Genomic DNA, 12,195 nt, shown 5'->3' on the forward strand with positions numbered 1-12,195 from the left:
CAAATGCGGCTTCTCTACCGAAACCCAGGGGAACTACTCATGACCATTCTTACCCGTTTTGTGACCGGCGCCGTGGCGGCCTTCGCGATCAGCCTGCCGGCTGCCGCGACCGAATATCGCATCGCTGTCGGCGATGGCGCAGGCGGCACGCAGGAAGCGCTTGGCAATGCTTTCATCGCAGCGCTTGAAGAGCAGTCCGGCGGCGAAATGACCGGCAAGCTGTTCCTGAACGGCCAGCTCGGCGACGAGCAGGACACGGTGACGGCAGCTGCGACCGGGACGCTCGACTTCTCGATCCTCGCCATCAACAACATCACCCCGTTCTCGCCTTCCGTCGGCACGCTGACGCTGCCTTACGTGATCCTCAGCCAGGAAGACGCCGAAACGCTGACCCAGGGCGAGATCGGCCAGGAGATGATCGAACAGACCATCGAGGACGCCGGCGTGCGGATCATCGGCTGGGCCTATTCCGGCTTCCGGGTGCTGACCAATTCCAAGAAGCCGGTTTCGACCGTAGACGATCTTCAGGGCCTCGTGATCCGCGTTCCCAAGAACGAGATCATGATCGAGACCTACAAGAGCTGGGGCGTGAACCCGACGCCGATGGCCTGGGGCGAAACCTTCGCGGCGCTTCAGCAGAAGGTCGTCGATGGTCAGGATAACCCCTACATGACCGTCTATGCGATGAAGTTCGATGAAGTGCAGAAATACATCACCAACCTGCACTACATCTTCTCGATCGAGCCGCTGATCGTTTCCGAGGCGCTGTTTGAAAGCCTGTCGGAAGAAGAGCAGCAGCAGGTTCTGGCCGCCGGCGAAGCCGCGACCAAAGCGTCTTCCGAATTCCTGAAGGCCGAGGAAGCCAAGATCCGTGAAGAACTCGTCAGCCGCGGCATGGAGATCACCGATCCGGCCGATGGCGAGAAGGAATTCATCGAGCTGGCGACGACGGCCGTCTGGCCGAAGTTCTACGATCAGATTGGCGGCAAGGACGTGCTCGACAACGTGCTGAACGCACTCGGCCGCGAACCGGCGAAGTAATGGGGTTGGGGGCGCTGCGCGGTGTTCGTCGCTGCCAAGTCCCGCCTCCCTCTCCGCGTCATGCTCGGGCTTGACCCGAGCATCCAGGCCACTCGGAATGCGTTGCCTGGACCCTCGGGTCAAGCCCGAGGGTGACGCAAGGAGAGGGGATGCGCCATAACAAGCGACGCTCTCGTGCGCCGCACCCCATCCAATCCTTCGCCTTCCACGCCAATCCTCCCGAGGTTCACATGTCCGCGTTCTGGTCATTTGCCGACAGGTTCGAAAGCCATGTCTGCCGCGTGCTGCTGGCCGTGTTCGTGACGCTCTTGTTCGTGCAGATCGTCGCCCGCCAGCTGTTCGGCTTCTCGATCACATGGATCGAAGAGCTGTCGGTCATCCTGTTCGTCTGGTTTGCCTATTTCGGCGCATCCTATGCCGCGCGCATTGCCGCCCACAACCGCGTCACCTTTCACCTCAACGCCTTGCCGCGCAAGAAGGCGCGAATTGTCGAAGCGGTCGGCGATGCGTTCTGGATCGCGTTCAACATCGTGTTCATCGTGGAATCGATCGAGTTCATAGGCCGGCTGAAGCCGTTCGTGAAGGCCCAGACGCTCGGATGGGAGATGCGCTACATCTACCTCGCGCTGCCGATCGCCTTCACGCTGATGACGCTGCGCATTCTCCAGGTCAACTACATGAAACTCGTGATGGGGATCGATCCCGAAGACCCCGACAAGGTCAGCGTCGAGGCTGCGATGGAATTCGCCGCCGACGAGCAGCGCGCCTTTGACAAGAGGCATGCGTGATGGACGGCTTTCTGATCGAAATCCTGTTTGGCGCCTTCCTGCTGCTTCTGGTTCTCGGCGCGCCGATCACCGTGGCGCTCGGCGTCGCCTCGCTTGCCGCCATGCTCTATCTCGGCGACAACCCGATCAAGATGGTGCAGATGGCGTGGTCGTCCGTGGGGTCGTTCCCGCTGATGGCGCTGCCCTCCTTCATTCTGGCGGGCGCGCTGATGGAGGCGGCCGGCCTTTCCCGGCGCCTGATCGCCTTCGCCGAAAGCCTGGCCGGTCCGTTCACCGGCGGGCTTGGGGCTGCCACCATCATGGCCTGCCTGTTCTTCGGCGCGATTTCGGGCTCTGGCCCTGCGACGACCGCGGCGGTCGGCATGCTGATGATCCCGGCGATGGCGCGTCAGGGCTATGGTCCCGGCTATGCGGCATCCGTCACGGCGGCGGCCGGCGGCCTCGGCATCATCATTCCGCCCTCGATCCCGATGGTGATCTTCGGCATTTCGGCCATGGGCATGCAGCCGCCGCCGGAGGCGATCGAGGCCCATGGCGTGTTCCAGTCGGTGTCGATCTCCAAGCTGTTCATCGCCGGCGTCCTGCCGGGCGTGGTGATGGCGGGCGGACTTCTGGCCATGAACTATATCCGCTGCCGCATTCGCGGCTTCCACGGATCGGACGCGCCGTTCTCGCTGCGCCGCGTCGCGAGCGCTGCCTATCACGGCTTCTGGGCGCTGCTTGCTCCGGTGGTCATCCTCGGCGGCATCTATTCGGGCTTTTTCACGCCGACCGAAGCTGCGATCGTCGCGATCTTCTACACGCTGTTCGTCGGCGCGGTGATCTACCGCGAACTCGATGTCCGGATGGTGATCAAGGCGCTCGACACCACTACCTGGCTTGCGGGGCGCGTGCTGCTGGTGCTGTTTGCAGCCACGATCTTCGGTCGGATCCTCGTCGAAAATGATGTGCCTGGCGTGATCGCCGGTGGTATCCTGTCGCTCACGGACAACCTCTATGTGATCTGGGCCATGGTCATTGGTCTGTTGCTGATCATCGGCATGTTCATGGAAACGCTCGCCGCGATCATGATCCTGGTCCCGGTCATGCTGCCGGTCGCCTACATGATGGGCATCGATCCGATCCAGTTCGGCATCGTCATGATCTGCACGCTGTCCGTCGGCTTCCAGACCCCGCCGCTTGGCGAGAACCTGTTCATCGCGTCCGGCATTTCCGGGATATCGATCGAGCGGATCAGCCTGCGCGCGATCCCGTTCGCGATCGCCTCGGTCATCGCAATCTTCATCATCGCCTGCTTCCCGGCCATCTCTTTGTGGTTGCCGCGGATGATGGGCTACTAGGCAAGGAAACTTCCCCATGACGAAAACTACGCTTACCGCCGCCGATCTGAAAGACACGTTCGATGCCTTCAACCGGCACGATATCGATGGCGTGATGACGCATTTTGCCGAGGACTGCGTGTTCTTCACCGTGGCCGGCGACCATGAATACGGCAACCGGATCGAGGGCAAGGCGGCGATCGCCAAGGCTTTCGAGGGCGTTTGGACGGCGATGCCGGACGTAGAGTGGGCCGATCACAGCCATTTCATGTCCGAGGACGGCAGCCGCGGCGTCAGCCAGTGGACCTTCCGTGCCACCAATCCCGATGGTTCGCGCACCGAAGTGCAGGGCGTTGACCTGTTTCGGATCCGTGACGGCAAGATTGTCGAGAAGCAGGCGATCCGCAAGCAGCGCCCTGCGATACCAGCCAAGTGAGGCCATCATGCAGGTCAACGAAAAGCGTTTGGGCTCAAAGCCATTCGATCCACATTACGATCCGCTGACGGCCCGCACGCTCGGGCCGGGCAGCGATTATGCGCCGACCTACTGGATCGGCACGGCGGGCGCGTTTCCGGACGATGACGGACCGGTGACTGCTGACATGGAGGCGGAGGCGGTGGTGATCGGTTCCGGCTATACCGGGCTGTCCGCCGCGATCCACCTTGCCAAGATGCACGGCATCAAGGCGACCGTGCTGGAGGCGAACGGCGTTGCCTATGGCTGCTCCACCCGCAATGGCGGGCAGGCGCAGATCAGTTCCGGTCGCCTCAAGCGCAGCCAGTGGATCGAGCGCTGGGACCTGCCGACGGCGCGCGCGCTCCATGACGAGATCGTCGAGGCCTTCGATCTGTTTCGTGGCCTGATCCGCGACCATCAGATCGCCTGCGAGCCGCAGGATGGCGGGCACTACTATATTGCCCACAAGGCTTCCGCCATGCCTGCTCTCGAAGCCGAGACGAAGGTGCTCAACGACAAGTTCGGCTATGGCGCGCGTATGCTGAGCCGCGAGGAAGTGCATGAAACGGTTGCCCGCGACATGGAAGCCCATGGCGCGATGTGGGAGCCGGATGGCACCGGCATTCACGCTGCCAAGCTTGCCTTCGGCTATCTCCGCGTCGCCCGCGAACTTGGCGCGAAGGTTCATGTCGACAGCCCGGTGGAGGGCTGGGAATACCGGGATGGCTTCCATCACCTGAAGACGCCGCGCGGCGTGGTGCGGACAAAGCGGGTGGCGGTGGCAACCGCTGCCTATGCGCCCCGCAGCCTGCACCCCCGCGTCAAGGACCGGCTCCTGCCGATCATGTCCAACAGCGTCGTCACCCGCGTGCTGAACGAGGATGAACTGAAGGCGATCGGCATCAGGAAGCTGTCGCCGCTGACCGATACGCGGACGCTGCGCAACTACTACCGCCTGCTGCCCGACAACCGGCTGCAGATCGGTTCGCGCGCTGCGATCACTGGCCGCGACGCCGCCAACCCGGCGCATCTGAAAGGGCTTCGCGATGCGATCGGCCGCAAGTTCCCGGCGCTCGGCGATGTCGAGCTTGACTATAGCTGGTGGGGTTGGGTGGACGTGTCGCACGACATGATGCCGCGCATCACCGGCATGCCGGATCTGCCCGGCGCCTTTTACGCGCTCGGCTATGGCGGCAACGGGGTGATGTATTCGGCGATGGCCGGCCGCCGCATGGCGCAGCTCGTCGCTGGCGAACCGATCCCGGACCTGCCGATCTACGGCAATGAACTGAAACACGAGGGCTGGAAAACGCCCTTCCGCCGGCTCGGCCAATGGGGCCTCTATCAACTCTATCACTATCGTGACGAACGGACGTAAGGACCACAAACCATGAAAATGACCACCGAGGAAGCATTCGTCAAAGTGCTGCAGATGCATGGCATCGAACACGCATTCGGCATTATCGGCTCGGCCATGATGCCGGTCAGCGACCTGTTTCCGAAAGCCGGAATCACCTTCTGGGACTGCGCCCACGAAACCAATGCCGGCCTGATGGCCGACGGCTTCACCCGCTCGACCGGCAAGATGTCGATGGCGATCGCCCAGAACGGTCCCGGCGTCACCGGCTTCGTGACCCCGGTGAAGACTGCCTACTGGAACCACACGCCGCTGCTTCTCGTCACGCCGCAGGCCGCCAACAAGACCATCGGCCAGGGCGGTTTCCAGGAAATGGAGCAGATGCGGCTCTTTGCCGATTGCGTCTGCTATCAGGAAGAGGTCCGCGACGCGTCGCGCATTCCCGAAGTGCTGAACCGGGTGATCATGGAAGCGTGGCGCAATTCCGCGCCTGCGCAGATGAACATTCCGCGCGACATGTGGACCCAGGTGATCGACGTTGATCTGCCGCAGGTGGTTGCCTTCGAACGCCCGGCGGGCGGCGAGCAGGCGGTGGCGCAAGCCGCAAAGCTTCTTTCGGAAGCGAAATTCCCGGTGATCCTGTCGGGCGCGGGCGTGGTGCTGTCCGGCGCGATCCCGGACCTGATCCAGCTTGCAGAACGGCTCGATGCGCCGGTCTGCTCCAACTACCAGCACAATGACAGCTTCCCCGGTTCCCATCCGCTCGCCATGGGCCCGCTCGGCTATAACGGCTCGAAAGCCGGCATGGAGATCATTGCCAAGGCCGATGTGGTGCTGGCGCTCGGCACCCGTCTCAATCCGTTCTCGACGCTGCCGGGTTACGGTATCGACTACTGGCCGAAGGATGCGAAGATCATCCAGGTCGACATCAACGCCTCGCGCATCGGCCTCACCAAGAAGGTGACCGTCGGCATTCAGGGCGATGCGGGCAAGGTGGCGCGCGGCATTCTGGCCCAGCTTTCCGCAGATGCGGGCGATGCCGGGCGTGCGGACCGCAAGCATCTCGTCTCGCAGACCAAGTCGCGCTGGGCGCAGGAGCTGACCAGCCTCGACCACGAGGACGACGATCCGGGCACGGAATGGAATTCCGGCGCGCGCGAACGCGATGCCGATCTGATGTCGCCGCGTCAGGCATGGCGCGCAATCATGCAGGCGGTGCCGCAGGAGGCGATCGTCTCGTCCGACATCGGCAACAATTGTGCGATCGGCAATGCCTATCCGACCTTCGAAAAGGGCCGGAAATATCTGGCGCCCGGCCTGTTCGGTCCGTGCGGCTACGGTTTCCCGGCGATCCTCGGCGCCAAGATCGGCAATCCGGATACGCCGGTGATCGGCTTTGCCGGCGACGGCGCGTTCGGCATCTCCATGAACGAGATGACCGCATGCGGTCGAGAACACTGGCCGGCGATCACCATGGTGATCTTCCGCAACTATCAGTGGGGTGCGGAAAAGCGCAACACGACGCTCTGGTACGACAATAATTTCGTCGGCACCGAGCTCGACCGCGATACGTCCTACGCGGCAATCGCGAAGGCCTGCGGCGCGAACGGCGTTCAGGTGCGCAGCCAGCAGGAACTGACGGAGGCGCTTTCAACCGCGGTCGAGCGGCAGCTGTCCCACAAGGAAACGACCTTCATCGAGGTGCTGCTCAACCAGGAACTCGGCGAACCCTTCCGCCGCGACGCCATGAAGAAGCCGGTCGTCGTCGCTGGCATCGACGCCGGCGACATGCGCCCGCAGAAGGGTGCGGCCTGAGCGGCAGGCTGAGGCCAGGCAGAAAACGGTCTCCCCCTCGAGGGGGAGATTGAGACTACTGACAAAGCCAGAGCTTCAGAATTTTTCGCGCGCTCCAAGTTCACCCACCGGTGTCATGCTCGGACTTGATCCGAGCATCCAGGCGGTTGAAGCGATTGAATTCATCAAGCTCTGCTGCGAGTGCTTGCCATGCGGCCTGGATCCTCGTGTCAAGCACGAGGATGACACAGAACTTGATGACAGGTTCGTCAATAAACGCAATCTCCCCCCTCAAGGGGGAGATTGAGACTGCGGAAATTTCGCGCGGTGGCTGCTGCGAGACGAACTTCCATTCCGTTTCGCAAAGAACGCGACGACGCGCAAAATCAATCCCGTCCGCCCGATTTCGGCCGGTCCGGCCTGAACGTGTAGCCGGTCTCCACTGCGGCAAGACCGAACTTGCCGCGCAGCCGGTCAATGGCGCCTTCGGCGGCGGCGCGTTTGGCGGCGCCCGGATCGACGAGGTCCGGCGGATCGGCCGTTGCGGGATCGCAAAGATCCGCAATGCCGATCCCGATCAGCCGGTATCGGGTACCGTCCGTTTCACTCTTCAAGAGATCCAGCCCGTTGGAAAATATCCGGTCGGCAAGCTGGGTCGGTGCGCTCAGGTGCCGGTTGCGGGTGCGGGTCTTGAAGTCGGCGGTCTTCAATTTCAGGACCACGGTGTGGCCCGCCACACCCGCCGCCTTGGCCCGTCCGGCGGTCTTTTCGCTGAGCCGCCTGAGGATCGCGCTCAGCGCCTCGAGATCGGCGATATCGGTGTTGAACGTGGTCTCGTTGGAAATGCTCTTCGCCTCGCGCTCCGGCTTGACGCTGCGGGTGTCCTCGCCGCGGGCAAGGTGGTAGAGCCGCGGCCCGATGACGCCGTAGCGGCGCAGCAAATCGTTCTTCTCCATCTTCTGGAATTGGCCGATCGTGGTGATGCCGTCGCGCTTCAGCGTTTCGGTGAACGCCTTGCCGACGCCCCAGATCATGCTGACCGGCTTGTCCGCCAGGAAGCCCATGGCCTCCGCCTCGCCAATGACCGAAAAGCCGCGCGGCTTTTGAAAGTCCGAGGCAATCTTCGCCAGGAACTTGCAGTAGGAGAGGCCGATGGAAATGGTGATGCCAAGCTCGCCCTCGACCCGGCGGGCAAAGCGCGCCAGCGTGAGCGCGGGGCTTGCCTTGTGCAGCCTTTCTGTGCCCGCCAGATCGAGAAAGGCCTCGTCGATGGAAAGCGGCTCGACCAGCGGCGTCAGCTCCAGCATCATGGCGCGGAGCTGACGGCCGACCGCGACATATTTTTCCATGTTGGGCCGGATCACCACGGCGTCGGGGCAGGCTTCCAGCGCCTTGAACATCGGCATCGCCGATTTCACGCCGCTGATGCGGGCGATGTAGCAGGCGGTCGAGACCACGCCGCGCTTGCCGCCGCCAATGATCACTGGCTTGTCTGCAAGCTCCGGATTGTCGCGCTTCTCGATCGCGGCGTAAAATGCGTCGCAATCGATATGGGCCATGGAAAGCGTATTGAGCTCGCTGTGGCGCAGCAGGCGCGGGCTGCCGCAGTGACGGCAGCGGCGGGCATCGCCGGAAACGCCGTTCAGGCAATCACGGCACAAGGCATCCAGATGTGGCATCGTGTCGGCCATGGCGATCGGAACAAAAGTTGAACAGCCGAAACTAACGCCGCGCCGGACCTCTGGCAAGCCGGCCCTATGCCGTCATCAACCGTTTTCGGCAATGTGGCGGCGGATGAGCTGATCCGCATGGTTCCAGCCGGTTGCTACCACCGATGGCGCCTCGGTTTTCGGCGCCATGGCGCGGTAATCCTCGTTGATCAGCAGGTTGATGGTCAGCGCGCCTGGAAGACATTCGGAGACAGAGCGGCAGTTGTAGAGCATGTCGTCCACAAAGATCAGGGCCGGCGGGTGCCTGGCGCAAAGCGATCTGAGGACCTCGCCCTTGGGCTCTTCCGATGCGATCAGCGGAAAGCGGAAGCCGTGGCGGGCAAGAAGCCGCCGGCGGGCATCGCGATGCTGCGGCGGCATGGCGGTGAGAAGCAGCACGTCGGCAATCTCGCTGATGCCCTCCAGCGTTTCGCGTGCGGTTTCGAAGGGGTGCTGCCAGTCCTCCTGGGCATCGTAGAATGCAGACAGGAAGGCGCCGACGCCCGAATCAGGGATTGCAGCGCCGGTTTCGAGCGACGTGACATTGCCGTTGAGACTGAAGGTCCTCAGCACCAACTCGTGGTCATTGGCTTTTAGAAACGCCTTGAACGGCTCGAGGAATTGCAGCACCACCTCATCGACATCCACGACGACCAGCGGCCGGTCCCCGATTTTCAGGCCTGCATTGTCCTGATCGATGCGCGTACTCACGCGCGCTGTCCGTCATAGTCGAGCTTCTGCCAGGCGCGGTTGATGGTTTCCGGTTTCACGTTGCAATCATGGCAGAAGGCCATCAGCGTCGGTTCGTGTCCGGCGATGAAGCCGATCATCGCCTGTTCGAAACCGGGGCTTTCAGAAAGCGCGCGCAACTCGCCGACATCGACGCCGGTCAGCGCCGAAAACCGGCTCAGAAGCTCCGGTTCGCCAGCAAGCCACACCAGGATTTCGATTGCCAGCTGATGCTCGGGCGAGGAATTTTCCGAAGGCTCTTCAAATTTTTGCACGTGGATTTCCGTTTCTTAACCAAATCGGCCTAAAGTCGATCAGTGATGCGCAGGGTGAGACCGATTCTAGCGTTTCACCGGCGTGTTGCAAGCCGGACCAGTGTGCCGGTGCCAGGGGATTGCGTCATATGGCGAAACAGGTTCTGATTGTCGAAGATAACGATTTGAATATGAAGCTGTTTCGCGATCTGGTTGAGGCATCGGGCTATGAGGCGGTGGAAAGCCGCACGGGTGCGGATGCGGTGGAACTGGCGCGGCGTTACCGGCCGGGGCTGATCCTGATGGATATCCAGCTGCCGGAACGCTCGGGCATCGATATCGCCCGCAGCTTGAAAGCCGACAGCGAATTGGCCAAGATACCGATCATCGCGATCACGGCCTTTGCCATGCGCGGCGACGAGGAGCGGATCCGCGATGCCGGGTGCGATGCCTATCTTTCCAAGCCCGTCTCGGTTCCACATTTCATCAAGACCGTGAAGACTTATCTGGGCGATGCCTGAGGAAACGAACGTAATGAGCTTCGGCGAAGAAAGCATCGTTCTGATCGGCGGCGAGGGGGCTGTGGCCCACACGCTGACGGCGATGCTGAGCTCGTGGCCGGTCGGTTTCTATCAGGCGGATTTTTCCGACAGCGACGGCATGATGGCGGCGGTCAATGCCGCAAGCCTCATTCTGGTTGCGGTCGATGACGAGGATGCAGGGCCGGCGCTGTCATGCTGCGGGATCCTGAAGGAACATGATTCGGGCATTGCCGCCCCTGTCGCGATCATCACGCCTGAAAAGGCCGATGCCGCGCTGAGGCTCGCCGCCCTTCGGGCCGGCGCTGACGACGTGATCGGCCTGGAGCATAATCTGAATGCGGCGGCCGCGCGCATTTCCGCGCTGCTGCGGTTTTTTGCGCTTCAAAAGGAGGCTGGCTCGTGGGAGCGGACGGCAAGCCGCACGCATGCCGATCCGGTGCCGGATGACAGCGTGAAGGTGCTGGTGGTGGCGGAAGATGCCGCGCTCCGGCAGGATATCCTGAAATCCATGTTGTCGCTGACGACCACGATTGCCACGGGGGACCTCCAGGAAGCGCTTTATCTGTCTGCGAGCCAGCGATTCGATCTCGTTCTGGTGCATGGTGGATCAGAGCTTTCCGATGCGATGCGGATCTGCGGCCAGCTCCGCTGCGTGCCGGGCATGCGGTTCGTGCCGCTCTTCGCGCTGTCCGAGCAGGGCGGCCTTTCCCTGGTTTCAGGTGAAGCGGCCCGCGCTGCGGACGATTGCATGGATTGGCCGGGAGAGACGGGTGAACTGGTTCTCAGGTCGCTTCTGCATCTGCGCCGCAAGCGGTTCCTCGCAACCCTCGGCGTCGGCATCGACATTGCTACAGAGGAAATGTCCTCGGAAGAAGAAAGCAATGGCCTGCTTGCTCCCGACGGCTTTGCCCGGGCGCTCAATGCTTTGAAGCGTGAAGCAAGCGAGGCGGGCGAGCCGCTTTACATGGGCGTGCTGCGCGTGCCGGAAACGGTTGCCGATGAGAGTGCCGGCGCCGTGGCGGCCCTGATCCGCTATCATCTGCAGGGCCGTGAGGCGGCAAGTCACGTCGAAGCCGGCCTGTTTGCGATTCTCTATCCCGATCGCGGCAAGGATGATGCCGAGCATGCCATCCACGCGTTGCATGCGATGCTCGACGCAAGCTGGCGCCAGATTGCCGACGAGCGCGCGCGCGCCGGACTGCTGGGCTCGGCGCGTGGTGATGACATTCCTGTATTTAAGTCAGCGCTGATGGAAGTGGGCTAAAACCGCCGTCAAAGGACGCCAGTTTTTTTGCCGCTTTATAGTGTTTTTTCTGAAAGAACGCCGAAATTAACCATAAAATAGACTGATTTCTGTTCGAACAGTGGAAATAAGTTGATTATTTTCAGTGTGCGTTCAAAGTTACTGAAACTGCGTCAAGCAGTTGCCCCATGATGCTCAGGTCCGCCGCATCTCCTGGTCTCGTGGGGTCGGCCGGTTGATGGCTTGCGGGCTTCCTCGTGCCCTTGCCGTCAACCGGCCGCTCTTATGTTAGCGCTTGCCAATGCGGATTTTGCAGGCTTCGCTGCGCTCGATCCACCCTTCAGTTCAGACGTTCAGGATTCGTCCGGCACGAAGTGCATGGAATGGCCGTTCATGCAGTAGCGAAGCCCCGTCGGCTTCGGACCGTCCGGAAAGACGTGGCCGAGATGACCGCCGCAATTGGCGCAGCGGATTTCGGTGCGCACCATGCCATGGGTGGCATCGCGGTGTTCGGTGACGGCGTTTTCGCTGACGGCTTCGAAGAAGCTCGGCCAGCCGCAGCCTGCATCAAACTTGGTGTCCGAGCGGAACAGCGGCTCATTGCACGCCGCGCAGTAATAGGTTCCGATCTCGAAACTGTCCCAGTACGGACCCGTAAACGGACGCTCCGTGCCATGTTCGCGCATGATGTGGTATTGCTCGGGCGTCAATTTGTCGCGCCATTCGGCTTCGGTTACCTGATTTTTCTGTTTATTGCTGTCTGTCAAAGTCGCGCTCCAACGGTTTTTCACGTTTAATGGGCTGGTTTTACGAGATAGATGTGTCGTAGTCTCAAGAAAAGCAATGCCTTGAAGGAGCAACTGGCCGCCACGACCGTGGCATTCGGTGCTTTCGGAAAAGACTTGAGCGCAGATGAACGGCTGATGATATGCAGGCACACCGCCTGCACATGCGTCCGGCGG

The 12,195-nt window shown here is 61.9% G+C and carries 12 protein-coding genes; 8 read left to right on the top strand and 4 right to left on the bottom strand.

From position 1 onward, the window contains the following. Positions 1-39 precede the first annotated feature (39 nt). From HPQ62_RS06385 to xsc, 6 genes are all read left to right on the top strand, one after another. Positions 40-1,041, top strand: coding sequence for a TRAP transporter substrate-binding protein (locus HPQ62_RS06385; protein ID WP_174801688.1), 1,002 nt, complete (start codon positions 40-42; stop codon positions 1,039-1,041). 230 nt (positions 1,042-1,271) lie between these two features. After that, positions 1,272-1,829, top strand: a complete 558-nt coding sequence (locus HPQ62_RS06390) for a TRAP transporter small permease (RefSeq protein WP_174801689.1) — start codon at positions 1,272-1,274, stop codon at positions 1,827-1,829. Continuing rightward, positions 1,829-3,169 (top strand): TRAP transporter large permease, encoded by a 1,341-nt coding sequence (locus tag HPQ62_RS06395; RefSeq protein ID WP_174801945.1) that lies wholly within the window; start codon positions 1,829-1,831, stop codon positions 3,167-3,169. Before HPQ62_RS06390 ends, HPQ62_RS06395 begins: the two co-directional genes overlap by 1 nt. Positions 3,170-3,185: 16 nt before the next feature. Further along, a complete protein-coding gene (locus tag HPQ62_RS06400) occupies positions 3,186-3,584 on the top strand; it encodes a nuclear transport factor 2 family protein (protein ID WP_174801690.1) in 399 nt (132 codons plus the stop codon). Positions 3,585-3,591: 7 nt separating this feature from the next. Then, complete coding sequence (locus HPQ62_RS06405; RefSeq protein WP_174801691.1) at positions 3,592-4,983, top strand: NAD(P)/FAD-dependent oxidoreductase; 1,392 nt, start codon at positions 3,592-3,594, stop codon at positions 4,981-4,983. Between the two features lie 12 nt (positions 4,984-4,995). Further along, positions 4,996-6,777 carry a sulfoacetaldehyde acetyltransferase gene (gene xsc, locus HPQ62_RS06410; RefSeq protein WP_174801692.1) on the top strand — a complete coding sequence of 594 codons (1,782 nt, stop codon included), beginning with the start codon at positions 4,996-4,998 and terminating at the stop codon, positions 6,775-6,777. 365 nt (positions 6,778-7,142) lie between these two features. Here the strand turns inward: xsc and HPQ62_RS06415 are convergent, their stop codons facing one another. The 3 genes from HPQ62_RS06415 to HPQ62_RS06425 form a co-directional block, all read right to left on the bottom strand. Next, positions 7,143-8,435, bottom strand: a complete 1,293-nt coding sequence (locus tag HPQ62_RS06415) for a DNA polymerase IV (RefSeq protein ID WP_244629579.1) — start codon at positions 8,433-8,435, stop codon at positions 7,143-7,145. Positions 8,436-8,522: 87 nt separating this feature from the next. Then, positions 8,523-9,176 carry a hypothetical protein gene (locus HPQ62_RS06420; RefSeq protein WP_174801694.1) on the bottom strand — a complete coding sequence of 218 codons (654 nt, stop codon included), beginning with the start codon at positions 9,174-9,176 and terminating at the stop codon, positions 8,523-8,525. Beyond that, positions 9,173-9,469 carry a DUF3572 family protein gene (locus HPQ62_RS06425; RefSeq protein ID WP_174801695.1) on the bottom strand — a complete coding sequence of 99 codons (297 nt, stop codon included), beginning with the start codon at positions 9,467-9,469 and terminating at the stop codon, positions 9,173-9,175. The genes HPQ62_RS06420 and HPQ62_RS06425 overlap by 4 nt, the downstream gene beginning before the upstream one ends. A 128-nt stretch (positions 9,470-9,597) precedes the next feature. Here HPQ62_RS06425 and HPQ62_RS06430 point away from each other — a divergent pair, with 128 nt between their 5' ends. Continuing rightward, positions 9,598-9,969: a response regulator gene (locus tag HPQ62_RS06430; RefSeq protein WP_174801696.1), complete on the top strand. Its 372-nt coding sequence runs from the start codon at positions 9,598-9,600 to the stop codon at positions 9,967-9,969. Positions 9,970-9,982: 13 nt separating this feature from the next. Further along, complete coding sequence (locus HPQ62_RS06435; protein ID WP_174801697.1) at positions 9,983-11,254, top strand: PleD family two-component system response regulator; 1,272 nt, start codon at positions 9,983-9,985, stop codon at positions 11,252-11,254. A gap of 332 nt (positions 11,255-11,586) precedes the next feature. Here the strand turns inward: HPQ62_RS06435 and msrB are convergent, their stop codons facing one another. Further along, complete coding sequence (gene msrB / locus HPQ62_RS06440) at positions 11,587-12,000, bottom strand: peptide-methionine (R)-S-oxide reductase MsrB (protein ID WP_174801946.1); 414 nt, start codon at positions 11,998-12,000, stop codon at positions 11,587-11,589. Between the last annotated feature and the right edge of the window lie 195 nt (positions 12,001-12,195).

The sequence above is a fragment of the Martelella limonii genome (assembly GCF_013344475.1).
In the GTDB taxonomy this organism is placed as follows: domain Bacteria; phylum Pseudomonadota; class Alphaproteobacteria; order Rhizobiales; family Rhizobiaceae; genus Martelella; species Martelella limonii.

Coding starts and splice junctions, on each gene's coding strand:
- HPQ62_RS06385 (WP_174801688.1), top strand. CDS start 40: ATGACCATTCTTACCCGTTTTGTGACCGGCGCCGTGGCGGCCTTCGCG.
- HPQ62_RS06390 (WP_174801689.1), top strand. CDS start 1,272: ATGTCCGCGTTCTGGTCATTTGCCGACAGGTTCGAAAGCCATGTCTGC.
- HPQ62_RS06395 (WP_174801945.1), top strand. CDS start 1,829: ATGGACGGCTTTCTGATCGAAATCCTGTTTGGCGCCTTCCTGCTGCTT.
- HPQ62_RS06400 (WP_174801690.1), top strand. CDS start 3,186: ATGACGAAAACTACGCTTACCGCCGCCGATCTGAAAGACACGTTCGAT.
- HPQ62_RS06405 (WP_174801691.1), top strand. CDS start 3,592: ATGCAGGTCAACGAAAAGCGTTTGGGCTCAAAGCCATTCGATCCACAT.
- xsc (WP_174801692.1), top strand. CDS start 4,996: ATGAAAATGACCACCGAGGAAGCATTCGTCAAAGTGCTGCAGATGCAT.
- HPQ62_RS06415 (WP_244629579.1), bottom strand. CDS start 8,435: ATGCCACATCTGGATGCCTTGTGCCGTGATTGCCTGAACGGCGTTTCC.
- HPQ62_RS06430 (WP_174801696.1), top strand. CDS start 9,598: ATGGCGAAACAGGTTCTGATTGTCGAAGATAACGATTTGAATATGAAG.
- HPQ62_RS06435 (WP_174801697.1), top strand. CDS start 9,983: ATGAGCTTCGGCGAAGAAAGCATCGTTCTGATCGGCGGCGAGGGGGCT.